Origin of the sequence: Micromonospora sp. CCTCC AA 2012012, assembly GCF_040499845.1 — a bacterium.
Classification (GTDB): domain Bacteria; phylum Actinomycetota; class Actinomycetes; order Mycobacteriales; family Micromonosporaceae; genus Micromonospora; species Micromonospora mangrovi.
In genome coordinates, this window is sequence record NZ_CP159342.1 from 2,343,023 (window position 1) to 2,366,441 (window position 23,419).

Sequence of the window (23,419 nt, forward strand, 5' to 3'; positions counted from 1 at the left end):
CCCTCCAGCCAGTCAGCCCCGTGCCACCAGCCGGGCGATCGCCCGGGCCAGTCGTGCCGTCTCCCCCGCACCGCAGCGCTCCCGCCGGACCCGGTGGCTGCGCCCGTCCACCGCGCCGAGGCTGAGGTCGCAGGCGCCGGGGGTGGTCCGGCCCAGCGCCACCGTCACCGCCGGCTCTCCCCGCCGCACCTCGGAGGTGTGGAACCCGCCGGCCCGCAGCGCGTACGACCGGCCGGCGGCGTGGGTCTCCACCGTGGCGGTCACCGCGGTGACCAGCCGGTCGGTCGCGGCCATCTCGTCGACGTCACCGCGACTGCGCACCTCGTACACCCGCCAGGAGGGGTCGGCGGGGGCGTCGGTGACCTCGACCAGCTCGTTGCGGACCTCGCCGTGCAGCACATGGCTGAGCAGGTCCCAGCTGTGCGAGTGCATGGTCGAGGTGGTCGGTGCGACCGGCGGCGGATCGGCCGGCCAGGCGTGTACGCAGACCCCGTCGAGGCCGGCGCGCTCCACCGGCAGGCAGGTGAAGCCGAGCGGGTGCCGCACCGCGGCGAGCGGACGGCGTCCCTCGGCGATGTCGTCGAGCACGTCGAGCACCCACCGGCGCAGCCGGTCCGGGCGGGTGCCCCGGTCGATCTCCCGTTCCAGTTCCGCGTAGCTCGTCATGCGTACGGGTTCCTCGCCTGGATGGCCTTGCTGACGATGTCGGCCACGTCGCGGTCGCCGAAGGCCCGCGGCAGCGGCAGCCCGAGGGCGGTGAACAACCGGCGTACCTGCTCCACGGAGGGTTCGTCGTCGAGCCGGACCTGGCCGGCGGCCTCGATCGGCACCCGCCGGCTCTGCTCGCGGCTGTACTGCAGTTCGATGTTGTAGCGGTTGTAGTAGAGCTCCTTGCGGTCGATGCGCAGGGCGGGGGTCTGCGGGTTCTCCTGGGTGATGACCACGCAGGACGACGAGAGGTCGTAGCGGAAGGTGGTCATCCGGGTGGCCAGGCGGACGTCGATGGTGAGCAGCCCGGAGCGTTGCAGGTGCCAGCAGGCGGCCAGCACGGTGGCGAAGGACTCCTTGCGGGTGCGGTCCACGGTCCACCGCTCGCCCGGCGCGTCGGGGGCGAGGCTGCGCCGGAACCGCGCGTACCGCTCGCAGACCTCCTCGTCGGTCGGGTCGATGATCTCGATGTCGAAGCGCAGGGTGGCGTTGCGCCGGCGGGCCTGCTCCAGGCACTCCGGCAGGGTGACCGCGCGGGTGAAGGTGCCGGTGCCGCCCTTGAACGCCCACCGGTCGGTGTGCCGGCGCGCGTCGGCCAGGGCCTGCCCGACCTCGGTGCCGCTGAGCACCCGCACCATGGAGACGCTGTCGATGGCCTCGCGGGCCCGGTTCAACGCGCCCCGGTCCCCGGTGATCTCCTCCAGCTGCGGCACCAGCTCGGTGAGCCGGTCCCGGGTGTCGGCGAGCACGTGCTGCACCCGGTGCTGGGCGTTCTCCCGGCGCAGCCGGTCGCGCAGCATCGCCTGCGCGAGCAGCGCCAGGATCAGCAGGATGGCGCTGTTGACGACCTCCTGGCTGACCGTGCTGGTCAGGCCGAGCACCGAGACGGTCAGGGCGAGCACCAGCCCGATGAAGGCGTCGAGATTGTTGACGACCCAGGTGAACAGGCGCGCCATGACATCCCCCGCTCGACGACGGTCCACCCATGATAGCCCTATGTCAATATCACGATCACGCGCTGTTCCGGGGCCGCGGTCCGTCCGGCGTCACCCGGCGGGCGGCGCAGATCAGGGAACCGCCGAGTCCCGGCGCGAGGCGGGCGAGCAGCCGGGAGGTGACCCACCGGCCGGACGGCAGCCGCCAGCCGACGTGGTTGGAGCGGATCGCCAGCGGGACGAACCCGGCCCGCCACAGCACCCGGCGCAGCAGCGACGCGGTGAACGGCCGGATGTGCAGCCACAGGTAGGGGTGCAGCGGGTCCACCTGGCGCGGCGCGCGGCCGGCGAGGAAGGCCAGCCGGTCCTGCACGGTGGCCAGGTTCGGCGTGGTGAGCACGAGCAGTCCGTCCGGGGCGAGCACCCGGTGACACTCGCGCAGCAGCGCCACCGGGTCGTAGACGTGCTCGATCAGCTCGCCGGTGACCAGGCCGGCGAAGCTGCCGGCCCGGAACGGCAGGCCCCGGGTGGCGTCCAGACAGACCGGCAGGGCGGCCGGCCCGGCGGCCCGCCGGGCGTCGCGCAGCGCGGTCTCCGCCAGGTCCGCCAGCACCAGCGGCACCGGCAGGTCCGCCGGGTCGAGCATGCCGCGCGGGCCGCAGCCCAGTTCCAGCACCGGCAGTCGCCCGGTGAGGCCGTCGGCCACCATCCGGGCCGCGACGCTTCGGCGGGTCCGGTGGTACGGGTCGTCGACGTACCCGTTCACCTGGACGCCGTCGTGGTAGCTGCGCCGGTTGGCCCGGCGGCCGTGCGCCTGCGCGCCGCGCGACGCGGCCCCGGTCGGTTGCTCCACCATGGCGCCTCCCCTCCTCGGCCGTACTGGCGTCCAGCCTCGCACCGTGCGGCGGCGCGGGCGGCGATCGGCGCGACGGACAGACGCCGACGCGGCGGCCGGGAGCCGGCCGCCGCGGCGGAGGGTCGATCAGGTCAGAGGGCGCGGGCCCAGTCGATCCGGCTGCTGTCGTCGTACTCGTCGCCGGGGATCCACCACGAATCGCCGAAGCCGCTGGTGGTGACGATGATGTTGCCGCCGTCCGGGTACTCGTTGGTGCGCGGCACGGACATCGCCGCGCAGTAGCGGCCGTCCGGGGAGAAGACCGGCGAGGAGTACATCCACTGGCCGTCGGTGAGCCGCTTGAAGCCGGTGCCGTCGATCCGGACGGAGGCCAGCGACTGGGCGGTGTACGGGTCGCCGGCCACGGCCCAGCGACTGGTGCTGAACACCACCCGCTCCGAGTTCGGCATGAAGACCGGGTCGCTGAAGTACTCGCCCTCGACCCCGGGCGAGTAGATCCGTCGCAGCTTCCCGGTGGCCAGGGTCAGCGTGCGCAGCTGCGGGCCCTCGGAGCGGCTGTACCACCACATGGTGATCATGGAGCCGTCCCGGGACCAGTGGGGCTTGCTCATGGTGTGCCCCTGCACCAGGATCCGGGTGCCCCCGGTGGCGACGTCGACCGCCAGCAGGGTGTCCCGCTCGCGGAGCAGGGCGATCTCGGTGCCGTCCGGCGACCAGACCGGCCACTCCCAGTGGACCCCGTCCTCGGCGGCCAGCAGCGGCCGGAGCTGCCCGGTGACCCGGTCGAAGACCGACAGGGCGGCCGGGCGCGGCTCGCCGGGACGCCAGCCGCCGGAGAGGACGGCCACGTACCGGCCGTCGGGTGAGGCGACGCCGTCACGGCAGTTGTCGATCAGCAGCCGCGGCGTGGTGCGGCCCGGCTCGACGGTGAACACGCCGTAGGTGCTGACCAGCCACGGCCCGTTGACCACCCCGGTGGTGTCGGCGGCGCTCGCCGGGAGCGCCCGGGTCAGGCCGCCGGCCAGGCCGGTCACCGCCGCGGCTCCGGCCAGGGCGGCGCCGCGCAGCATCGTCCGTCGGTTCAGGTTCATTCGTTACCCCCGTGTGAAGAGACCTCGGTCCACCCTCCAGAAGCGACGGACGCCGCCGTATCGGATGACCGGCCCGACCCGGGTGGGCCGGTCGGTCAGCCCGCCGTCGACGGAGCGAATGGTCGTACGCCCCGGTCGGGTGTTTCACGGCCGCCCGACCGATCGATTTCACCGTCCTCCTTTTCGGTGTTCCGGGAACCGCTCGGCCTGACCGGTAGACGACTGAGATGTCGGTCACCAAGGGCCTGCAAAACGGTTGAAGAAGGCCCCCGAGCAGGTCTTTCACCTTCACTCGCCGGTCGGCCAACAGGTCGGTAATACCGCCGGGGAATGGTCTGTCAATTAGCCGTCCGGCAATTCGCTTCCGCCGCCACACCGTCGTGCCGCTCACTGGGGACACCACTTGTGCAGAAACGGAGTCCACCGTGTCCACCACCACTGAGACCGGGACGGCGATCGTCCTCGGCGGCAGCATCGGCGGCCTGCTCGCCGCCCGGGTGCTGAGCGACGCGTACGCGAAGGTGACCGTCTTCGACCGCGACCTGCTGCCCACCGCGGACGCCGACCGTCGGGGCGTGCCGCAGAGCATCCACTCGCACGGCCTGCTCGCCCGAGGGCTCCAGGTCCTCGAGGAGCTCTTCCCCGGCCTGATCGCCGACCTGACCGCCCGGGGCGCCGTCCCCGTCGACGTGCAGCGGGACTGCCTCTGGGTCAACGACGGCCACCGGGTCCCCCGGGTCACCTCCGGGATGGCGGGGCTCTGCGTGAGCCGGCGCGCCCTGGAGGGTTACGTCCGGGAACGGGTCCGGGCGCTGCCGAACGTCGACCTCCGCGACGGTTGCGAGGCGGTGGGGCTGATCGCCGACGCCGACGGCGGCAGGGTCGTCGGCGCGCGGATCCTCCCCCGCGGCGGCGTGCCCGAGCACCACGACGCCGACCTGGTGGTGGACGCCACCGGGCGCGGCAACCGGGGCAGCACCTGGCTCGCCGAACTCGGCTACCAGCCGCCCGTCTCCGACCGGGTCGACCCCGGCACCGTGTACGTCTCCCGCGAGTACCGCCGCACCCCCGGCGAGACCGACTTCGCCGCCTTCATCAGCGGCCCGTCCCCCGAGACCCCGTACGGCGGGGTGGCCATCTCGGCCGAGGGCGACCGGTGGATGGTCACCCTGCTCGGCGTCGGCCCGGGCCAGGACCCGCCGGTCGACCCGGACGGCTACCTGGCCTTCGCCGGCCGGCTGCCCGCCCCGGAGCTGCACGCGCTGCTGAGCCGGGCCGAGCCGCTCGGCCCGCCCCGCCGGCTGCGGCTGCCCACCAGCGTGCGGCGCCGCTACGAGCACCTCACCCGCCTGCCGGAGGGCTTCCTCGCCGTCGCCGACGCGCTGTGCAGCTTCAACCCCGCGTACGGGCAGGGCATGACGGTCGCGGCGGCGGAGGCGATGGTGCTGCGGGACTGCCTGCGGCAGGGCCGGACCGGGCTGCCCCGACGCTTCTTCGCCGCGGCGGCGAAGGTGGTGGACGTGCCGTGGGACATGGCGGTCGGCGCGGACCTGCGGTACCCGACGGTGGTCGGGCCGCGCAGTCGACGGACCCGCTTCCTCAACGCGTACGTGGCCCGGCTGCACGTCGCCGCCGCGCGGCACGCCGTCGTCGGGCGGCGCTTCCTCGGCGTCGCCAACCTGATGACGCCGCCGCCCGCGCTCTTCGCGCCGGGGATCGTCGCGCGGGTGCTCTGGTCCGGTCGGCGTACCGCCCCGACGGTCGCCCCGGCGGAGGCGCGGGTGGAGGAGTTGTCGGTCCGGTGAGGTGCCGGCACGCTCACCGGCGCGGGGGCGGCCCGTCGGTGAGCAGCTGCTCGATGGCGGCCCGGATGACCGGGTCGACCGGGTACCGGTCCACCAGCCAGGCCAGGGTGAACGCGGCGGCCCGCCGGTTGTCCGCATAGCCGGGAACCATCTCGGCCAGCGGCAGGACCTCCGGCGGGTACGCCGCCTCGACCCGTCGGGACAGGTCGAACGGGTCCCGACGGTGGCCCGGCCCGGCCGCCAGGTGCAGCAGTGCGATCACCCGGTCCACGGCGTACGACTGGATGAACCGCGACGCGGTCAGCCGCTCCCCGCGCAGCTCCCGGTGCAGGCCGACGTAGAGGTTGGTCAACGCCTCGTTGAGGTGGAACTCGACGGTGTCGAAGGGCGGGCCGGCCGGCGCCGGGCCGCAGCTCGTCAGGTCGGCGGGCGCGTCGGCGCGCCGCCACACCACCCGCGCCCCGGCGATGGGCAGGGCGCGCAGTTCGTCGACGGTGAAGACCGCGTACTCGACGAAGACGCCGTCGGCGTAGCGCGCCTTGCGGCCGTTGCGGTCGTTGGCGAAGCTGTACGCGACCGGGCAGGGTGCCGCCAGCCAGTCGGTCGACGCCAGGTAGCGGGGCTTGGCACCGTCGTCGACAATGACGAAGAAGTCCAGGTCGGAGTGGTCGTCCAGCCGGTCGTGCTCGGCCCCGGCGGAACCCAGGCCGAGCAGGGCCAGAACGTCTCCCCGGGTGGCCAGGTGGGCGCCGAGGTCGTCCAGTCGTCGCAGCAGGGGATGCACGCGCGTCGTCCCTTCGTGAAGAGTCGACGTTTCAGCCCGCACGGCCCATGAGGGCCGCCGAGGTCGCGACATCCGATGCGTCGATCCTCGGACGGCGACCCGCCCGCGTCAAGCCGCGACCGCCGGGACGGCGTCAGTCGGCCAGGGCCGCGCTGATCGCCCGCACCTGGGCCGGTGCCACGGAGACCCAGTAGTCGGTGTCGTGGCAGCCGGTGCCGATCTCCACCATCGCCGGGTCGGGCAGCCGCTCGCGCAGCCGCCGGACGGCGGGGGCGAACGGGTCGGCCGCGCCGATCGCGATCCGCACCGGCCGGCCGGCCAACTCGCGGGCCCGGGCGGTGAGGTCGTAGCGGGCCCACTCGTCGGCGCTGTCGAACGCGCCGGCGTTGACCCGCTCGGCGTCGGCGTAGGAGTGGAACACCGCCGGGGAGGTGGCCACCACGGCCCGGAACCGGTCGGGGTACGTGACGGCGGCCAGCAGAGCGCCGTACCCGCCCATCGACCAGCCGGCCACGGCCACCCGGTCGGCGCTCAGGCCACGGGCGGCGAGCAGCGGCAGGAACTCGTCGACGAGCATGCCGAGCGGATCGTCACCGGCGTGCGGGTGCCAGTAGCCGTCGCCGCCGTCGGGCGCGGCGAGGGCGAACGGCGCCGCGCCGGCGGGGAGCGCCCCGGCGAGGAACTCCGGATAGCGGGCGGCGGTGACGGCGCTGCGGGCGTCCGCCGCGTACCCGTGCAGCGCCAGGCAGACCGGGAGCGGGGAGCCCGGGGCGTACCCGGGCGGGTAGGAGATGGCGAAGGCGACCTCCCGGCGGCGCGCCGCGGAGCGGAAGCTGCCGGTGACCGGCGGGGGCGCGGTGGCCTGCGGCGCGTGCGGCGGCGGGGCGTCGCACCGGCCCAGCGCGTGGTCGAGCACCGAGCGGCCCGGCAGCACCTCCGCGTCGACCAGGGCGAGCCCGCCCGCGCCGAGGCCGGCCACGCCGACGACGGTGCCGAGAGAGGTCAGGAGTCGACGGCGGGTGACCGGCATGCGATCACCGTAGCGGCGGGCGGCGCCGGCGGATGCCCCTACCGGGAGCCGGGGTCGGGCGCCTCGTAGATCCAGGTCCCGTCCGCGCCCTCGGGCGCCCGCTCGACCCGGCGGTACGCGAACGTCTCCGCCCCCTCGTGCGGCCCGTGGAGCCTCAGCTCGTACGACATCGGCGGATCGTCCGGATCCGGCACGTCCCAGCCCACGGTCTGTCCGTCGTACGGCCCGCCACGCAGGCGCAGGTTCACCTCGGCCACGCCCCGACGGTAGCGAAGTCGGGGGCCGAGCAGGTCCGGGATGCCCGCATCGCCCTCGCCGGTGAACCGCCCGTGAACCCCGGCGGAACGGATTCGTTTCGCTGTCCGCTGCGACGTCGCTCATATTTCACTCGCACACGGGTCCGGGCCGACTAGCCTCAGTACGACATCGTTTCGCTGGAGGTGGGGATGCGGGCAGAACAGCGGGGCGGCCTCGACCAGGCCACCGCCGCCGACCGCAATCCGGAGCTGATGACCACCGTCATCGACCTGCTCCGCGAAGTCGGCTACGACCGGATGACCATCGACGCGGTCGCCACCCGTGCCCGGGTCAGCAAGGCCACCATCTACCGCCACTGGCCGGGCAAGGCCGAGCTGGTCGCCGCCGCGCTGCGGCACCGGCACGTCGCCGTGCACACCCCCGCCGACACCGGCTCGCTCCGCGGCGACCTGATCGAACTGCTCCGCACCACGGCCGCCATCTGCATCGCCGACGGCGACCTCATGCAGGCGCTGACCTTCGCCATGCGCAGCAGCCCCGAGCTGGCCCACCTGATCCGGCAGCAGGTGATGCCCGCCGGTCAGGTCGGCAGTGTCGCCGTCGTGGTCCGCGCGGCGGCCCGAGGCGAGATCCCCGCCGAGGCCGGCGAGCGGCACCTCTTCCACGACCTCGCCCCGGCCATGGTGATGTCCCGCCTCCTGGCCCACGGCCTGCCCGTCGACGACGCGTTCCTCGTGCAGCTCGTCGACCAGGTCCTCCTCCCGGTGCTCCGCTACCGGTCCGACTGACCACCCCGGCGCCCGTCACGACGCGGGTGTCCCACCCGTCCACTGCAACACCCCGGCTCTCGTCACCACGGAAGGCCCCTCCATGTCCGGAACCACCTCGACCCTGCCCGGCGCGTCCGACGCCCCGGCCCCGACGACGCCACACCCGCGCCGCTGGCTGGCGCTCGCCGTGATCGCCATCTCCCAGCTGATGGTCGTCCTCGACGCGACCATCGTGAACATCGCCCTGCCGCAGGCCCAGGCCGACCTGGGCATCTCCGACGCCGACCGGCAGTGGGTGGTCACCGCCTACACGCTCACCTTCGGCGGTCTCCTCCTGCTCGGCGGCCGGATCGCCGACTACTGGGGGCGCAAGCGCACCTTCGGGGTCGGCATCGTCGGCTTCGCCCTCGCCTCCGCCATCGGCGGCCTCGCCCAGACCGGCGGCCTGCTCTTCGCCGCCCGGGCCCTGCAGGGCGCGTTCGGCGCGCTGCTCGCCCCGGCGGCGCTGGCCCTGCTCACCGTGCTGTTCACCGAGGCCCGGGAGCGGGCCAAGGCGTTCGCCGTCTACGGCGCCATCGCCGGTGGCGGCTCCGCCGTCGGGCTCGTCCTCGGCGGCGTGCTCACCGAGTACGCCGACTGGCGCTGGTGCCTGCTGGTGAACATCCCCATCGCCGCCGTCGCGCTCGTCGCCGCCATCCCGCTGGTGCCGGAGAGCCGCGCCCACGGCGACACCCGCTACGACATCCCCGGCGCCGTCGTCGTCACCGCCGGCCTGGTCTCCCTCGTGTACGGCTTCACCAAGGCGGCCGAGGACGGCTGGGACGCCGCCGCCACCATCGGTTTCATCGCCGCCGGGCTGGTGCTGCTCGCCGTCTTCGTGCTGATCGAGCTGCGCTCCAGCCACCCGCTGCTGCCGCTGCGTATCCTGCTGGACCGCAACCGGGGTGGCGCGTACCTCGCCTCGATGCTGATCGGCGCGGGTCTCTTCGGCGCCTTCCTCTTCCTGACGTTCTACTTCCAGGTGGTGCTGCGCTACACGCCGGTCAAGGCCGGCCTGGCCTCGCTGCCGGTCACCCTGGGTGTCCTCGTCGCCGCCGGCGTGGCCAGTCAGCTGCTGCCCCGCATCGGCGCGAAGCCGCTGATGCTGGCCGGTGCGGTGCTCGCCGCCGGGGCGATGCTCTCGCTGACCCGGATCGGCCTGGACACCTCCTTCGTCGCGCACCTGCTGCCCGCCCAGGTCGTCCTGGGCCTGGGGCTGGGCTTCACCTTCGTGCCGCTGTCCAGCCTGGCCCTGGTCGGGGTGCCGGAGCACGACGCCGGGGCGGCCAGTGCCACCCTCAACGCCACCCAGCAGGTCGGCGGCTCGCTCGGCACCGCGCTGCTCAACACCATGTACACCAGCGCGGTCGCCGCGTACCTGGTCGGCAGGATGCCCGATCCGCTCACCCAGGCCAAGGCGCTGGTGCACGGCTACACGGTGGCGTTCGCCTGGGGCGCGGGGCTCATCCTGCTCTCCGGCCTGGCCACCCTGCTGCTGATCAAGGTCCGCAAGGAGGACCTCGCCACGACCAACGCCGTACACCTGGGCTGAGGCCCGCACCGCACGCCCGATCGCCGGCCTCCCGTCACGGGGGGCCGGCGATCGCGTACGGGTCGGCGGCTAACCGTGGTCCGGCCCTGGCGCCGGGCGGTCTCGACGAGCTGGTCGTTGGCGCGGGCGCTGGCGATCGTCGCCTGGTAGAAGAGTTCGTCGTCGACGACGTAGCGGTCGCGGCGGAGTTCGTCGCGTTCCCGACGGACTGGGCTCTGGCTCTCCAGGAAGGCGATCGCCTTGCCGGACCGCCGACAGGTACCGGAGTCGTGACCTGATGAGGTGCCCCGACCAGGATTCGAACCTGGGCTCTTCGGCTTCGTAGGCCGACGCTCTCTCCACTGAGCCACCGGGGCGTACGGTCGGCGCCCCCTCGGGCGCCGACCGGCCTAACCCTTCACGCAGACCACCTGCTTGAGGTGTGCGACCACCTCGACCAGGTCGTCCTGCTGCGCCATCACCTCGGTGATGTCCTTGTACGCGCCGGGGATCTCGTCGACCACCCCGGCGTCCTTGCGGCACTCCACCCCGGCGGTCTGCGCGACCAGGTCGGCGGTGCTGTACGTCCGCTTCGCCTGCCCCCGCGACATCCGCCGCCCCGCCCCGTGCGACGCCGAGCAGTACGCGTCCGCGTTGCCCTTCCCGCGCACGATGTACGAGCCGGTGCCCATCGAACCGGGGATGATCCCCAGATCTCCCCGGCCGGCCCGGATCGCGCCCTTGCGGGTCACCAGCACGTCCACCCCGTCGTACGTCTCCTCCGCCACGTAGTTGTGGTGGCACGAGATCGGCTCGCCGTACGCGACCTGCGGGAACGCGTCGCGGACCACGGTGCAGAGCAGGGCGAGCATGACGGCCCGGTTGCGCCGCGCGTACTCCTGGGCCCACCAGAGGTCCCGACGGTAGGCGTCCATCTCCGGGGTGCCGGCGAGGAAGACCGCGAGGTCCCGGTCGGGCAGGTCGACGTTGTGCGGCAGGTGCCGGGCGACCGCCATGTGCCGCTCGGCCAGCTCCTTGCCGATGTTGCGGGAGCCGGAGTGCAGCATCAGCCAGACCTGCCCGTCGTCGGGGCCGCCCTGCTCCAGGCAGACCTCGATGAAGTGGTTGCCGCCGCCGAGGGTGCCCAGCTGCCGCTGCGCCCGGTGCTCCAGCTGGGCCACCTTCCGGTCCAGCTCACCGAAGCGCTGCCAGAAGGCGTCCCAGCCGGCCTGCTCCAGGCCCCGGACCCGGCGCGGGTCGACCGGGTCGTCCCGCTTGGCGAAGCCGACCGGGATGGCCGCCTCGATCGCCGAGCGCAGCGGGGCGAGGTCGTCGGGCAGGTCCGCCGCGGTGAGCGAGGTCCGGACCGCGGACATGCCGCAGCCGATGTCCACGCCGACGGCGGCCGGCGAGACGGCCTGCCGCATGGCGATCACCGAGCCGACGGTGGCGCCCTTGCCGAAGTGCACGTCCGGCATGACGGCGACGCCCTGCACCCAGGGCAGCGCGCCGATGTTGCGCAGCTGCTTCGCCGCCTGCGCCTCGATCGTGTACGGGTCGGTCCAGACCCGTACCGGGGCACGGGTGCCGGCGAGCGGGGTGAAGCCCATCGTGGTCTCCTCGCAGATGGTGGGTGATGTCGAGCAGGGGCGGCAGGATTCGAACCTGCGACCGTCGGGTTTGGAATCCGGTGCTCTGCCGGGCTGAGCTACGCCCCTCCGGGATGACGAAAAAGCCGCCCGGACCCGGGTACGGGGCGGGCGGCTGCGCGTGTCGCGCTGGCGCTAGTCGCGCCGCCACCCGTCCTGCCAGCGCTGCCACCGATAGCGGGCCCGGTTTCGCTCGCCGGTGGGCAGCGTGGCACCACCGCGCGGCATGGGCCGCGGGGCTTCGGTGCGCAGGTGCTGCTGCACGGCGTACTCCCCTGGGTTGATCCGGTCGGCGGTGCTCCATGAAGGTAGGTCGACCGCGCAACCACCGCAATGGATATTCGGCCGCCCGGTCGGACCGGCCGCGATCGCAATCCGGTTGTCCGACCAGGGTACGCGGGCGGATCATGGTCGGCATGGCGCAGGAGCGGGCGTGAGGTCGCCGCTGCAGGGCGGGCTGCCGCCGACGGAGGCGCCGGTCGGCGCGGTGGTGGAGATCGCCTGCGACGAGTCCGGCTTCTCGGGCACCAACCTGCTGCACTCGACCGCCCCGGTGATCACCCACGCGAGCGTCGACCTGGACCGGGACGAGGCCGCCGCGCTGATCACCGCCCTGCGCGCCACGTTCCGGTTCGCCCCGGACGAGCTGAAGTCCGGGCAGTTCCTGCGCCGCCCCGACGCGGGGGCGGCGGTGCGGTGGTTCCGCACGGCGCTGACCGGTCGCGCCCACGTCCACCTGGTCGACAAGGAGTTCTTCCTCGTCACCCGGATCGTCGACCTGCTGCTGACCGAGCCGTCGTACGCGGCCGGCACCCGGCTGGCGCACCGGCACCGGCCGGCCGCGCTCGCCCTGCACCGGGCCGGACGGGCCGTCGGCAGCGACTGGGACGCCTTCCTGACCGCCTTCGTCGACCTCGTCCGGACGAAGCGCCGGCAGCCGGGCCGCCAGAACGTGCAGCGGTTCTTCCACGCACGGGACGCCCTGCTGCGACACGACCTCGACGCGCCGGCCGTCGCCCTCCTCGACGGGCTCGACCCGGCCCGCGTACGAGCCGTGGTGACCCGGCTCGACAACGAGGACCGGTCGATCCCGCCACCGCTGGAACCGCTGCTGCCGGCGCTGGCGGAGACGGTGCTGTCCTGGAGCGACGGCCGGCGGCAGGTGCTGGTGACGCACGACGAGCAGAGTGCCCTCACGGCCGACCGGCTGACCCGCCTCCAGCGGGTGCTGGCCGACCGGTCCGGCGGCCTGCCGGCCGGCGTGTCACCCCTGGCCGGGTTGGTGATGGTCGACTCCCGTGACGATCCGCGCGTCCAGGTCGCGGACCTCCTCGCCGGGGTGGCCCGGCGGCTGCCCGGCATCGTCGACGACACGCTGCTCCCGCCGCACCGCGCGTGACCGACCCGACGGGTGACGGGGCTCCCGCCGTACGATCGCCCCGTGCTGGAGGAGTTGATCACCAGGGCGGTCGCCGACGACGGTGACGCGATCGAGGAGCTGGGTCTGATCGCGGACCGCGACCCGGAGCGGCTGACCCCGTCGGCGAGGGTGCCTATTACCTGCACCTGCCGTGCGGGTTCGCGGCGGTCAACTATCAGCAGAGCTGACCTAGCGCGCCTCGGCCACCCGCAGCTGCTTCATGAAGCAGAACAGCGCGCTGATCTCGTCGAGCGTCGCGCCACCGCGCCACGCGTCGGCGACCTGCGCGACCTGGAGCAGGTCGGTGGCGTCGCCGCGCGCCTGGACCTCGCCGTCGACCCGGAGGTCGAGCATGAAATAGCGGGCCTGGGCACCCAGCCCGACGCAGACCGTCCCACGCTCGGAGCTCAGCTCGGCGCAGGTGAAGCGACTGCGCCCCTGCTCGGGAGCGGTGACCCGGCCGACGTCGAGGCCGTTGCGGGCGGCAGTCTCGGCGAGCGCGGGCGCGAGCCCACCCCGTTCGACCAGGTCCGGGTAGAGACGCACACCCAGCGCGGCGGACACGTCGCTCATGACTGACTCCCACTTCTTCGTGACAGAACCAGCAACGCGCTGGTTACGGGGACGTAACCGGGGCGCGCCTGGTCATCCTGTCCCTCCTGGACGCCGGAGGCAATAGGAACCGTCGATCGGGTGTGCCGGTCGCCCGTCCGGGGGACGCCCTGGTCGGCGGGTCGGGGCGGGTAGCATCCACGCCCATGGCGCGGATCCGCTGTGACTTCTTCTCCGAGGCGCTGGGCATGGGCACGTCGATGACGGTGCTGCTGCCGGACCGGACGCCGGCCGGGATCGGCATGGCCGGTGGCGCCGTCGACGGCGACCCGCCGGTGCTCTACCTGCTGCACGGCCTCACCGACGACGACACCGCCTGGACCCGGCGCACCGCGATCGAGCGGTACGTGGCGCCGCTCGGGCTGGCCGTGGTGATGCCGCAGGGCGGCCGGAGCTTCTACAGCGACGAGGCGCACGGCAACCGGTACTGGACCTTCCTCAGCGAGGAGCTGCCCGAGGTCTGCCGGACCTTCTTCCGGCTCTCCCCGCGGCGCGAGGACACCTTCGTGGCCGGCCTCTCGATGGGTGGCTACGGCGCGATGAAGTGGGCGCTGCGCGACCCGGGCCGGTTCGCCGCGGCGGCCAGTCTCTCCGGCGCGCTGGACATGGCCCGTCGACGGGAGCACCCGACCCGCCCGACGGACCCGGCCGTCATGCACACCGTCTGGGGCGACCGGCCGGTGTCGGGCACCGACGACGACACGATCGCACTGCTGGAACGCGCCGGCGACGACCTGCCCGCCCTGCACGTCGCCTGCGGCACCGAGGACCACCTGTACGAGGACAACACCCGCTTCGTGGCGACCGCCCGGGAGCGGGGCGTCCCGCTGACCGTGGACTTCTCCCCGGGCGACCACGACTGGGCGTACTGGGACGCGAAGATCCAGGACGTGCTGGCCTGGTTGCCGCTGCGCCGGGGCGACGCCGGCTGACGCCGCCCCGACGCCCGACCCGGTCAGCCGCGGGTCAGCACGACCTTGAGGGCACCCGTCTCCGCCGGCCGGGCGAAGACGTCGTACGCCTCGACGATGCGGTCGAGGGTGAACCGGTGGGTCACCATCTGCGCCGTGTCGAGCTGGCCGGCGACCAGCATGTCCAGCAGCTTCGGCGTGGTCCGGGTGTCGACCAGGCCGGTGGTGATGGTGACGTCGCGGATCCACAGCTGCTCCAGGTGCAGGGTGGCCGGCTTGCCGTGCACGCCGATGTTGGCCACCCGGCCGCCGGGACGGACCAGCGCCGCGCAGAGTTCGAAGGTCGCCGGGGTGCCGACCGCCTCGATCACCACGTCCGCGCCGAGCCCGTCGGTCAGCTCCCGGACGACCCCCTCGGGGTTGCCGTCGGCCAGCACCGTCACGTCGGCGCCGAACTGCTTCGCCGCGTCCAGCCGGCGCTGCGCCATGTCGACGGCGACGACGTGGGTCGGCGAGTAGAGCTTCGCGGTCAGGATCGCGGCCAGCCCGATCGGGCCGGCGCCGACCACCACCACGGTGTCACCGGGGCGGACCTGGCCGGCCAGCACGCCGACCTCGTACGAGGTGGGCAGGATGTCGGCCAGCAGCACGGCCGACTCGTCGGTGACCGACTCCGGCAGCCGGTACGTCGACAGGTCGGCGAACGGGATGCGGGCGTACTCGGCCTGGACGCCGTCGACGGTGTGGCCGAGGATCCAGCCACCGCCGCCGAGGCACTGCCCGTAGACGCCCTCCCGGCAGTAGCGGCAGACGCCGCACGCGGAGATGCAGGAGGCGAGGACCCGGTCGCCCACCTTGAGGTTCGCCACCCCGTCGCCGACGGCGGTCACGGTGCCGACCGCCTCGTGGCCCAGCACCCGACCGGCCTGGACCTCGGGCACGTCGCCGCCGAGGATGTGCAGGTCGGTGCCGCAGATGGTCACCGCGTCGACCCGGATCACCGCGTCCCGGGGGTGGTTGATCGTCGGATCGGGGATCTCGGTCCAGGTCTTCTGGCCGGGGCCGCCGTACACGAGTGCCTTCATGGCTCCTCCTCACGCCGTTCTCCCCGCCCACGTTTCTCGGCGGAAGGGACGGCGGTCAGGGCCGCAAGCCCCGTCCCCGGGGACCGAGGTCCCGCCGCTCAGTCGCGCGGGGTGAGTGCCAGCGCGGCCAGGGCGGCGACCCCGGTGGTCAGCGCTGCCTCGTCGAGTCGCATCCCGGCGGAGTGCACGGGCGCGACGGGCCCGTCCGTCGGCCGGGTGCCCAGCAGCAGCATCGCGCCGGGCATCCGGTGCAGCAGGTAGGCGAAGTCCTCGCTGGCCGGCACCGGCGTGGGCAGCTCGTGCACCCGGTCGGCGCCGAGCACCCCGGCGACCGTCTCCCGCGCCCAGCGGGCCTCGGCCGGGTCGTTGACGGTCGGCGGGTAGCCGGGGTCGATCCGGACCTCGGCGGTGCACCCGTGGGCGGTGGCGACCCCGGTGGCGACCGTCGTGAGCGCCTCCGCGACCCGGCCGCGGACCGGGTCGCTGAAGGTGCGGATGGTGCCCTCCGCGGTCGCCGTGTCCGGGATGAGGCCCGCGCCGGGGGTTCCCGCGTCGAGCCGGTTGACGGTCACCACGACCGGGTCGAAGACGTCGAACTGGCGGGTGACCATCTGCTGCACGGCCAGCACCACGGCGCAGAGCACCGGCACCGGGTCGACGCCCAGGTGCGGCAGGCCCACGTGGCCGCCCCTGCCCCGGACGGTCACGGTGAGCCGGTCGGCGCCGGCCAGCAGGGCGCCGGGCCGGGTGGCGACCGTCCCGGACGGCAGCGCCGGCAGTTGGTGCAGGGCGTACGCGCGGGACGCGGCGAACGCGCCGTCGAGCAGGCCGTCGGCCAGCACCGTACGACAGCCGTCGTGCCCCTCCTCGCCGGGCTGGAACATGAGGATCACGTCGCCGGGTGGGCCCGGTGGGGCGTCGGCGATCAGGTGGGCGGCCTCCACCAGCATGGCGGTGTGCGCGTCGTGACCGCAGGCGTGCATCACGCCGTCGACCTCGGAGGCGTACGGCAGGCCGGTGCGCTCGGTCAGCGGCAGCGCGTCCATGTCGGCGCGGAGCAGCACCGGCGGTGCCTCCCCGCGTCCGGGCAGCCGGGCGACCACGGCGGTGGAGGTGGTGCCGGTACGCAGCTCCAGGCCGAGTGGACGCAGGGCGTCGAGCACGGCCTGCTGGGTGCGCGGCAGCCGCAGCCCCAGCTCGGGATGCCGGTGCAGTCGCCGGTACAGCTCGGTCAGCGGGGCCCGGCGGCGCTCCGCGCGGCCGAGCAGCCCGGAGTGTTCCGTGGTCGGCTGCGCCATCCCCCGAGGATCGACCGGACCACCGGTCCGGTCAACCCGCCGGGGCGGTGCCGCGGCGTCGTCCTTCCGACACCCGCCGGTCAGACGCCGACGGTGCCGTCGATCGCCTCGCGGAGGAAGTCGGCGTGGCCGTTGTGCCGGGCGTACTCGTGCATCATGTGCAGCATCACCAGGCGCAGTGAGACGTCCTCGCCCCAGCGGACCTGGTGGCCGGTGACGTCCAGCGACTCGGCCTCCCGTTCGATGCGGCGGGCGTGCGCCACCTCCCGCTGCCACGCCTCGAACGCCTCGGCGCGGCTCGCACCGGTGGCGTCGTACGCCTCCTGGTAGTCGTCGGTCGCCGACCAGACCAGCGGGACGTCCTCACCGGCGATGACCCGGCGGAACCAGGCGCGTTCCACCTCGGCCATGTGCCGGACCAGGCCGAGCAGGGAGAGCGTCGACGGCGGCGACGCCCGCAGGCGCAGCTCCTCGTCGGTGAGGCCCGCGCACTTCTGAGCCAGGGTGGCGCGGTGGTAGTCGAGGAACGCGCGCAGCGTCTCGCGCTCTCCGGCGCGCAGGGGCGGTCCGATCCGTCCGGTCTCCACGGTGGGCTCCTCACGGGCGACGACGGGAGGCGGCTGGCCTGCCCGTCGAGGGTTGGCAGGGGGTCGGGCGAAGCCTAGTCTCAGCGCATCGATCCACCCGTGAAGGGATCATGAATGCACCTCCACCTCCGACGTTCCGCGCTGGTCGCCACGGCGGCCACCGCGGCGCTGGTCGCCGGCGGCACGACCGTCCAGGCGGCCGGCGACCCGTACGGCAACACCGCCGCCGCGACGGTCTTCGCCCCCAACCCGGTGCAGCAGCTCGGCGACCAGAGCCTGACCGACCAGAAGGACGCCGACTACCCGGCGCTGGCCGGGGCGTACCGGTCGGTGCTGCTGACCAACCTGGACGGCTCCGGCACCCTCACCGGCCGGTACGTGGTGGTCAAGAGCAAGACCGGCACGCCGGCCCGGGCGGTCGACGGCAACTTCCCCGCCTGGCACCGGGACGCCGACCAGTTCGAGCAGGTCATGGGCTACCACTGGGTGAACACCGCCCAGGCCTACCTCCAGTCACTCGGCTTCGGCAGCACCCTGCGCCCGGTCAACCAGCGGCAGATCGAGCTGCGCATCGACCAGTACGGCGGCGACAACTCGTTCTTCCGCGACGACAAGGCCAACATCACCCTGGGCAAGGGCGGGGTGGACGACGCCGAGGACGCCGAGGTGATCGTCCACGAGTACGGCCACTCGGTGCAGGACGGTCAGGTGCCCGGCTTCGGCACCAACGCCGAGTCCGGCGCCATCGGCGAGGCGTTCGGCGACTACCTGGCGGTCGCGGTGACCAGCTGGGCCACCGGCACGCCGACGAAGACCCCGGAGGCCTGCGTGGCCGACTGGGACTCGGTCGCCTACACGCGTACCGCCCCGCACTGCCTGCGCCGGCTCGACGGCACCAAGGTCTACCCGGCCGACGTGGTGGGCGAGGTGCACGCCGACGGGGAGATCTGGTCGCGGGCGCTGTGGGACATCCGGGGCAGCCTCGGCGACCGCAGGGCGAGCACCCTGATCGTGGAGGCGCAGTTCGACTTCGCCCCGGACACCTCGTTCCGGGACGCCGCGCTGGCCACCGTGGCCGCCGCGCAGCGGCTCTACGGGTCGTCCGCCGCCGACGCGACCCGCGCCGCGTTCGCCGCCCGCGGCATCCTCTGACCGCGCGACGCCGTCCCGGCCGGTCGACCGGCCGGGACGGCGTTCAGCGCAGCGACGACCGGGCCACCGGGAAGTCGAACCACGTCGCCGGGTACGGCTCGGCGGTGAACCGGTAGTGCCACCACTCCCGGGGATAGTTCTCGAAGCCCTGCGCGGTCATCAGCCGCTTCAGCAGCTCCCGGTTCTCCCGGGCGTCCGCGGTGACCCGGGGGTCGGCGGTGTGGGCGCGCGGGTCGAAGCAGTCGAAGCCGGTTCCCATGTCGACGGAGTTGTCGCCGAAGCGCCGACCGGCGGGTGCGGTGCAGGCGACCAGCGGCTGTCCGGGCACGTACGCGGCCTGGTCGGGGGGCGCGGCGGGCACCAGGGTGAGGTCGACGGTGCTGCCCCGGCTGTGCGCGGTCGGCGCGCCCAGGTAGCCGTCGGCGAAGAGCCTCGACTTGGGCTCGTCGGGATAGAACTCGGCCTTCATCTGCTGCTGGTCGGGCAGCTTGCCCCAGGCGACGAAGTCGTCGACGGCCCGCTGGGGGCGGTAGCAGTCGTACACCTTGAGGCCGTGACCGGTCGCGAGCGCGGCGGACTGCACCCGGCGCAGCGCCTCGGCCGCCGCCCGGGTGAGCAGGCAGAGCGGCTCGGGATAGCCGGCGACGGGGCGGCCGACGAAGTTGTGCGCGCCCGCGTACCGGATGTCGGCGCGGATGCGCGGGTCGACGTCGGTGAGCACGACGACGTCCGCCGGGGCGCGCGGCCCGGTCGCGGAAGGCGACGGCGGCGGGGGTGCCGGCGGGGGCCGCTGGCAGCCGGCGACCGCGACGGCCACCGTGACCAGCGCCGCCAGGCCCCGACCGACGGTACGCCGGGCGACGTCCGACGGTCCGCCCCGGCTGCTCACGCTGCCTGTCTACCGGACGGAGCCGGGCGGCGGTGGACCTTCGCGCACACCGGCCCGGCGGCTACCGGCCTCGACCGGTGCCACTGGTGTGGGCCCGGACGGCGTGCCGCCGTCGGCGGGCCAGCAGCACCGCTCCCCCGGCCACCAGCAGCGCACCCACCCCGAGCGCGGGCGCGGGCCCGGACCACGGGGTCGGGTCGGTGGTCGGCGCACCGCGCAGCCGCTCCCCACCGGCGAGGGCCGACGCCGGCCCGGACGGCGACGGGCTGGCACCGGTCAGCTCGCCGGGGCGCACCAGCCGGCCGACGGCGGCGTCGCCGGGCAGCGAGAACCCCCAGTCGAGCAGGGCCGCGCCCTGCTCCCAGCCGCGCTGGGTGGGGATCTCCGCGCCGAGCAGGGTCACCAGCAGCCGCCGGCCGTTGCGCTGCGCCGCGCCCACGTAGGTGTGCCGGGCCAGGTCGGTGAAGCCGGTCTTGCCGCCCAGCGCGCCCGGGTACCGGTAGAGCAGCTGGTTGTCGTTCTGGATCTGGAAGGGCTTCTCCCGCAGCGCCGGCTGGCCGGGGATCTCGGCCGTCCGGGTCGCGGTCCAGCGGCGGAAGTTCGGGTCGGCGAAGCAGGCCCGGGCGATCAGCGCGAGGTCGTACGCGCTGGTGAACTGGCCGGGCCCGTCCAGTCCGGAGGGGGTCACCGCGTGGGTCTGGAGGGCGCCGAGCTGCCGGGCCTCCTCGTTCATCGCGCGGATCCCGCCGGCCTGGCCGTCCGGGCCACCGCCCAGCCGGGCCAGCGCGTTGGCCGCCTCGTTGCCGGACTTGAGCAGCAGGCCCAGCCAGATCGTCTCGATCCGGTAGTGGCCGCCCTCGGCGAGCCCCACGGCGGAGCTGCCCGGCTCGATGGCCAGGTCCTCCGCCGTCACGGTGACCTCCCGCTGCGGGTCCAGCCGGGGCAGCATGGTGGCCGCCAGCAGCAGCTTCTGCACGCTGGCCGGCACGCCGTACTCGTGCGGGCCGCAGCCGCCCAGCACCGCGCCGCTGTCCAGGTCGGCGACCACCCAGGAGGTGGCGGTGACGGCCGGCGGCGCGGCGACCGCGGGCGGCACCGCCAGGCCGGCGGTGGCCAGCGCGGCCCCGCCGACGGCCCGGGCCGCCGCGTCGTCCGGCGGCGGGGGCTGCGGCGGGCGGGTCGCCGGCGCGGGCACGTTCGGGCACGGCGGCGCAGCGGCCGGCAGACCGGCCCGGCCGCCGCGCACCGTCGTCCGACCGACCGCGACGGCCGCCGTGGGCAGGTTCAGCGCGGGTACGAGCAGGGCGGTGGCCAGCGCGGCGGGCAGGACTCTCATGCCCCCGGACGGTAGCCACGCCGCCACGATCGGGTCGCCTGCTCCGCCATTCGCGTCCGGCGAACCGGCCGGGCCGGTACGCTGGCCGGTCGACTGCGCAGTCGTGCGTCCGGTGCCGGTGCGCCGCCGTCGGACAGGTCCCCGAACGCGCCGTCGGTCGCGTCCCGGGAGCGATCCGGGTCAGGGTCCGGCCCGTACGCCCCCGCTGACGGCCAACCCGTCGGGCGTCCCCGCCGGCTCGTCGGGACCGTCGTGCGGGTCGCCGCCGGACGCGCGGCCCGGTGTCGGTCCGGCGGCGCTGGTCCGACGACGCCACCGCCAGCCGGCCAGCGCCGCGACGGCCACGCCGATCATGGTCAGCAGCAGCGCCGCCCGGTCGAGCACCGGTCGCAGCGGCGCGGCCGGGCCCCGGACGGCGGGACCGGTCGACCCGGCGGCGGGCACCAGCCACGGGTGGGTGTCGGTGACCGGGGGCAACCCGTCGCGCAGCACCGTCACCCCCACCCGCCAGTCGCCCGGCGTACGGATGTCGTCGACCGTGGCCACCCAGCCGTCGGCGGTGCGGGTCACCGGGTGTACGGCATGCTCCCCGTTCGGGCCGGTGAGCAGCAGCGACACCCCGGTCACCGGGCCGGGCGCCGGCCGGCGGGTGTCGCCGACGGTGACGCTGACGATGTTGCGGCCCGGCCGGTTGGGGCGTACGGCGACGGTGTCGACGAGGTCGGCGACCTGGCCGCTGACCAGCGGTTCGCTCCGGCCGGCGGCGGCCGTCGGGAAGGCCGGACCGCGACCGGGGCCGGCGGCGGCGAGCGCCCCGGCCAGGCCCAGCGCGACGGCCAGCAGGCCGGCCTCGACGAGCAGCCCCCGGCGGGGCAGGTCGGCGCGACGCAGCCGACGGGCGGTCCGCAGGCCGAGCAGCCCGGCCACCCCGGCCACCGCCACCTTCCCGAGCAGCAGCAGCCCGTACGGCGAGCCGCGCAGCGCGTCCACGGTGGCCACCTGGGGGCCGGTGAGCAGCAGCCCGGTGAGCACGAGCAGGGTGAGGCAGCCGGCGGCGAGGACGGCGAAGGCGCGCAGCAGGGCGCGTACCTGGGCGGCGCGGTCGGGGGTGCGGCGCAGCAGCGGCAGCAGGGCGACGGCCGCGGCGAGGACCGCGCCGGCCCAGCCGCCGGCGGCCAGCACATGGATCCCGCCGATCAGGGCGGTCCGGGTCGCGCCGCCCATCGGGTGACCGAGCAGGGCGGTGCCGGCGGCGGCGGCGAGCGCACCGAGCACCCCGACGGTCACGGACCCGCGTCCGGCCGGGCTGTCGACGGGCGGACCGGCCGGGGCCGTCACGCCGTCGGTGGGCGGGGCGGTCGGGCCGGCGACCGGCCGGCAGCGGCGGGCGGCGAGGGCCACCACCGTGAGCAGCGTGGCCGTGCCGACCTCGCGCAGCAGCCAGCGCCCGCTGGTGAGCTGGTCGGCGAGCAGTCGCCCGCGCGCACCCTCCGCCCCCGCGAGCTGGATCGCCAGTTGCAGCGGCGCCGCCAGCAACGCCACCGCCCCCGCGTACCCGGCGACCACGAGCAACCGCCGGCGGACCGTCGGGTCCGCACCGGACGGCACCTCGCGGCGGCGGGCGGGGAGGGCGGTGTGCAGGAGGGCGAGGGCGGCGCCGCCGACGAGGACGGCGAGGCCGAGCAGGCCGAGGGCCCGGGCGACGGTCTCCCGGGGGCCGGGGCCGACCGGGCCGGCGGTGCCGGTGGCGGTGACCTGCCGGCCCACCCCGAAGACCAGGGTGCCGTTGGTGGTGTGCAGGTCGTCGGTGGAGAGCGTCCGCCAGGTGACGTGGTAGGTGTTCGGCGGCAGGGCGGGCAGGCCGGCGACCAGGGTCACCGGCTCCTCGCTGTCGGCGTCCGGCGCGGCCGGTGCGCCGTCCGCGTCGCGCAGCGCCAGCCCGGTGACCGCCCAGTGCCGGCCGTCGCCGTCGACCAGGGCGATCCGGGCGGCGGCGAGTTCCACGTGCTCGGTGAAGGAGAGGCTGAGGGTCTCCGGCGCCGCGTCCAGCACCGCCCCGTCGGCGGGCGCGCTGCGGGCCAGATAGGCGTGGGCCTGGGCGGGCGTCGACCCGACCGGCACGGTCAGCCCGGCGAGGGCGACGACGGCGAGGACGCGGAGCAGCCGGCGCACCCCGCTCACCGCACCGGTACGTGGGCCAGCCGGCGCGGCCCCGAGGTGATCTCGATCCGGTCGCCCCGCTTGATGGCGCTCTCGGCGTTCAGATAGAGCAGGTAGTAGCTCTGCCCGGGGCGCAGCTCGTGCCCCTGCTTCATCAGCGCCGCGCGCCAGGCCAGCTTCCCGGACCGCTCGTTGCGCAGCCGCGGTGGATGCTTCGTGTCGTTCTGGAAGGCCGACGCCTTCTGGGTGTCCAGCACGACGTAGCGCAGCTCCACCAGGCCGCCGTCGCCGACCACGGCGGCCTGGGTGAAGCGGACACCGAGGGTGGCCTCCAGTTGACCGTCGTGCGGGACGGTGTAGCCCTGCCGCGCCGAGGCGTCGCCGCCGAAGCGGACGATCGACACCGCGACCAGCGCCAGGACGAGCAGCAGGAGCACGGCCCGGCCGACGTGGCGGCGCGGGATGCGGGACGGGATCGCGACCATCGTCTGGACTCCTCGTGGACGGTGGGGC

22 protein-coding genes and 2 tRNA genes are annotated in these 23,419 nt (G+C 74.7%); 6 read left to right on the plus strand and 18 right to left on the minus strand.

Going from position 1 to position 23,419, the window contains the following annotated elements; all coding sequences use genetic code 11:
- Positions 1–12: 12 nt before the first annotated feature.
- The 4 genes from ABUL08_RS10455 to ABUL08_RS10470 form a co-directional block, all read right to left on the minus strand.
- On the minus strand, positions 13–666 hold the full coding sequence (locus tag ABUL08_RS10455; protein ID WP_350936916.1) for a hypothetical protein: 654 nt from the start codon (positions 664–666) through the stop codon (positions 13–15).
- Positions 663–1,664 carry a hypothetical protein gene (locus ABUL08_RS10460; protein WP_350936918.1) on the minus strand — a complete coding sequence of 334 codons (1,002 nt, stop codon included), beginning with the start codon at positions 1,662–1,664 and terminating at the stop codon, positions 663–665. The genes ABUL08_RS10455 and ABUL08_RS10460 overlap by 4 nt, the downstream gene beginning before the upstream one ends.
- Before the next feature lie 55 nt (positions 1,665–1,719).
- Positions 1,720–2,499, minus strand: coding sequence for a class I SAM-dependent methyltransferase (locus tag ABUL08_RS10465; RefSeq protein WP_350936920.1), 780 nt, complete (start codon positions 2,497–2,499; stop codon positions 1,720–1,722).
- Positions 2,500–2,630: 131 nt separating this feature from the next.
- Positions 2,631–3,590, minus strand: coding sequence for a TolB family protein (locus ABUL08_RS10470; RefSeq protein WP_350936923.1), 960 nt, complete (start codon positions 3,588–3,590; stop codon positions 2,631–2,633).
- A 425-nt stretch (positions 3,591–4,015) separates the two neighbouring features.
- On the opposite strand from ABUL08_RS10470, the gene ABUL08_RS10475 reads away from it, so the two are divergent.
- Positions 4,016–5,395, plus strand: coding sequence for a squalene monooxygenase (locus ABUL08_RS10475; RefSeq protein ID WP_350936924.1), 1,380 nt, complete (start codon positions 4,016–4,018; stop codon positions 5,393–5,395).
- A 13-nt stretch (positions 5,396–5,408) separates the two neighbouring features.
- On the opposite strand, the gene ABUL08_RS10480 is transcribed toward ABUL08_RS10475, so the two are convergent.
- The 3 genes from ABUL08_RS10480 to ABUL08_RS10490 form a co-directional block, all read right to left on the minus strand.
- Positions 5,409–6,179 (minus strand): hypothetical protein, encoded by a 771-nt coding sequence (locus ABUL08_RS10480; protein ID WP_350936926.1) that lies wholly within the window; start codon positions 6,177–6,179, stop codon positions 5,409–5,411.
- Between the two features lie 133 nt (positions 6,180–6,312).
- Positions 6,313–7,209: an alpha/beta hydrolase gene (locus ABUL08_RS10485; RefSeq protein ID WP_350936928.1), complete on the minus strand. Its 897-nt coding sequence runs from the start codon at positions 7,207–7,209 to the stop codon at positions 6,313–6,315.
- 38 nt (positions 7,210–7,247) lie between these two features.
- Positions 7,248–7,466: a hypothetical protein gene (locus tag ABUL08_RS10490; protein ID WP_350936930.1), complete on the minus strand. Its 219-nt coding sequence runs from the start codon at positions 7,464–7,466 to the stop codon at positions 7,248–7,250.
- Positions 7,467–7,655: 189 nt separating this feature from the next.
- On the opposite strand from ABUL08_RS10490, the gene ABUL08_RS10495 reads away from it, so the two are divergent.
- Together ABUL08_RS10495 and ABUL08_RS10500 are read left to right on the plus strand one after the other, a co-directional pair.
- Positions 7,656–8,255, plus strand: a complete 600-nt coding sequence (locus tag ABUL08_RS10495) for a TetR/AcrR family transcriptional regulator (RefSeq protein ID WP_350936933.1) — start codon at positions 7,656–7,658, stop codon at positions 8,253–8,255.
- Positions 8,256–8,337: 82 nt separating this feature from the next.
- Complete coding sequence (locus ABUL08_RS10500; RefSeq protein ID WP_350936935.1) at positions 8,338–9,828, plus strand: MFS transporter; 1,491 nt, start codon at positions 8,338–8,340, stop codon at positions 9,826–9,828.
- A 283-nt stretch (positions 9,829–10,111) separates the two neighbouring features.
- On the opposite strand, the gene ABUL08_RS10505 is transcribed toward ABUL08_RS10500, so the two are convergent.
- From ABUL08_RS10505 to ABUL08_RS10515, 3 genes are all read right to left on the minus strand, one after another.
- Positions 10,112–10,184 (minus strand) — tRNA-Arg (locus tag ABUL08_RS10505).
- 33 nt (positions 10,185–10,217) lie between these two features.
- Positions 10,218–11,417, minus strand: coding sequence for an RtcB family protein (locus ABUL08_RS10510; protein ID WP_350936937.1), 1,200 nt, complete (start codon positions 11,415–11,417; stop codon positions 10,218–10,220).
- Between the two features lie 34 nt (positions 11,418–11,451).
- Positions 11,452–11,525, minus strand: a tRNA-Trp gene (locus ABUL08_RS10515).
- Positions 11,526–11,889: 364 nt separating this feature from the next.
- On the opposite strand from ABUL08_RS10515, the gene ABUL08_RS10520 reads away from it, so the two are divergent.
- The gene (locus ABUL08_RS10520; RefSeq protein WP_350936939.1) at positions 11,890–12,855 is read left to right on the plus strand and encodes a DUF3800 domain-containing protein; all 966 of its coding nucleotides are present in this window, start codon (positions 11,890–11,892) and stop codon (positions 12,853–12,855) included.
- Between the two features lie 210 nt (positions 12,856–13,065).
- On the opposite strand, the gene ABUL08_RS10525 is transcribed toward ABUL08_RS10520, so the two are convergent.
- Positions 13,066–13,449, minus strand: coding sequence for a hypothetical protein (locus ABUL08_RS10525; protein WP_350936941.1), 384 nt, complete (start codon positions 13,447–13,449; stop codon positions 13,066–13,068).
- 185 nt (positions 13,450–13,634) lie between these two features.
- Between ABUL08_RS10525 and ABUL08_RS10530 the strand changes: the two genes are divergently transcribed.
- Entirely contained in the window at positions 13,635–14,420 is a 786-nt protein-coding gene (locus tag ABUL08_RS10530; RefSeq protein ID WP_350936943.1) for an alpha/beta hydrolase, read from the plus strand.
- A gap of 23 nt (positions 14,421–14,443) precedes the next feature.
- Here ABUL08_RS10530 and ABUL08_RS10535 read toward each other — a convergent pair whose 3' ends face one another.
- The 3 genes from ABUL08_RS10535 to ABUL08_RS10545 form a co-directional block, all read right to left on the minus strand.
- The gene (locus tag ABUL08_RS10535; protein WP_350936945.1) at positions 14,444–15,484 is read right to left on the minus strand and encodes a zinc-dependent alcohol dehydrogenase family protein; all 1,041 of its coding nucleotides are present in this window, start codon (positions 15,482–15,484) and stop codon (positions 14,444–14,446) included.
- A gap of 98 nt (positions 15,485–15,582) precedes the next feature.
- Positions 15,583–16,782 (minus strand): M20 metallopeptidase family protein, encoded by a 1,200-nt coding sequence (locus ABUL08_RS10540; protein ID WP_350936947.1) that lies wholly within the window; start codon positions 16,780–16,782, stop codon positions 15,583–15,585.
- Between the two features lie 80 nt (positions 16,783–16,862).
- A complete protein-coding gene (locus tag ABUL08_RS10545; RefSeq protein WP_350936948.1) occupies positions 16,863–17,369 on the minus strand; it encodes a DinB family protein in 507 nt (168 codons plus the stop codon).
- 114 nt (positions 17,370–17,483) lie between these two features.
- Between ABUL08_RS10545 and ABUL08_RS10550 the strand changes: the two genes are divergently transcribed.
- Positions 17,484–18,521: a M4 family metallopeptidase gene (locus ABUL08_RS10550; protein WP_350936950.1), complete on the plus strand. Its 1,038-nt coding sequence runs from the start codon at positions 17,484–17,486 to the stop codon at positions 18,519–18,521.
- Between the two features lie 43 nt (positions 18,522–18,564).
- On the opposite strand, the gene ABUL08_RS10555 is transcribed toward ABUL08_RS10550, so the two are convergent.
- The 4 genes from ABUL08_RS10555 to ABUL08_RS10570 form a co-directional block, all read right to left on the minus strand.
- Positions 18,565–19,347, minus strand: coding sequence for a M15 family metallopeptidase (locus ABUL08_RS10555; protein ID WP_377522751.1), 783 nt, complete (start codon positions 19,345–19,347; stop codon positions 18,565–18,567).
- 124 nt (positions 19,348–19,471) lie between these two features.
- The gene (locus ABUL08_RS10560; protein ID WP_350936952.1) at positions 19,472–20,746 is read right to left on the minus strand and encodes a D-alanyl-D-alanine carboxypeptidase family protein; all 1,275 of its coding nucleotides are present in this window, start codon (positions 20,744–20,746) and stop codon (positions 19,472–19,474) included.
- A gap of 180 nt (positions 20,747–20,926) precedes the next feature.
- Positions 20,927–22,918, minus strand: a complete 1,992-nt coding sequence (locus tag ABUL08_RS10565; protein WP_350936953.1) for a copper resistance CopC family protein — start codon at positions 22,916–22,918, stop codon at positions 20,927–20,929.
- A 5-nt stretch (positions 22,919–22,923) separates the two neighbouring features.
- Positions 22,924–23,391 (minus strand): hypothetical protein, encoded by a 468-nt coding sequence (locus tag ABUL08_RS10570; RefSeq protein WP_350936955.1) that lies wholly within the window; start codon positions 23,389–23,391, stop codon positions 22,924–22,926.
- Positions 23,392–23,419 lie beyond the last annotated feature (28 nt).

Coding starts and splice junctions, on each gene's coding strand:
- ABUL08_RS10540 (WP_350936947.1), bottom strand. CDS start 16,782: ATGGCGCAGCCGACCACGGAACACTCCGGGCTGCTCGGCCGCGCGGAG.
- ABUL08_RS10465 (WP_350936920.1), bottom strand. CDS start 2,499: ATGGTGGAGCAACCGACCGGGGCCGCGTCGCGCGGCGCGCAGGCGCAC.
- ABUL08_RS10535 (WP_350936945.1), bottom strand. CDS start 15,484: ATGAAGGCACTCGTGTACGGCGGCCCCGGCCAGAAGACCTGGACCGAG.
- ABUL08_RS10570 (WP_350936955.1), bottom strand. CDS start 23,391: ATGGTCGCGATCCCGTCCCGCATCCCGCGCCGCCACGTCGGCCGGGCC.
- ABUL08_RS10560 (WP_350936952.1), bottom strand. CDS start 20,746: ATGAGAGTCCTGCCCGCCGCGCTGGCCACCGCCCTGCTCGTACCCGCG.
- ABUL08_RS10510 (WP_350936937.1), bottom strand. CDS start 11,417: ATGGGCTTCACCCCGCTCGCCGGCACCCGTGCCCCGGTACGGGTCTGG.
- ABUL08_RS10530 (WP_350936943.1), top strand. CDS start 13,635: ATGGCGCGGATCCGCTGTGACTTCTTCTCCGAGGCGCTGGGCATGGGC.
- ABUL08_RS10485 (WP_350936928.1), bottom strand. CDS start 7,209: ATGCCGGTCACCCGCCGTCGACTCCTGACCTCTCTCGGCACCGTCGTC.
- ABUL08_RS10470 (WP_350936923.1), bottom strand. CDS start 3,590: ATGAACCTGAACCGACGGACGATGCTGCGCGGCGCCGCCCTGGCCGGA.
- ABUL08_RS10550 (WP_350936950.1), top strand. CDS start 17,484: ATGCACCTCCACCTCCGACGTTCCGCGCTGGTCGCCACGGCGGCCACC.
- ABUL08_RS10500 (WP_350936935.1), top strand. CDS start 8,338: ATGTCCGGAACCACCTCGACCCTGCCCGGCGCGTCCGACGCCCCGGCC.
- ABUL08_RS10495 (WP_350936933.1), top strand. CDS start 7,656: ATGCGGGCAGAACAGCGGGGCGGCCTCGACCAGGCCACCGCCGCCGAC.
- ABUL08_RS10525 (WP_350936941.1), bottom strand. CDS start 13,449: ATGAGCGACGTGTCCGCCGCGCTGGGTGTGCGTCTCTACCCGGACCTG.
- ABUL08_RS10460 (WP_350936918.1), bottom strand. CDS start 1,664: ATGGCGCGCCTGTTCACCTGGGTCGTCAACAATCTCGACGCCTTCATC.
- ABUL08_RS10455 (WP_350936916.1), bottom strand. CDS start 666: ATGACGAGCTACGCGGAACTGGAACGGGAGATCGACCGGGGCACCCGC.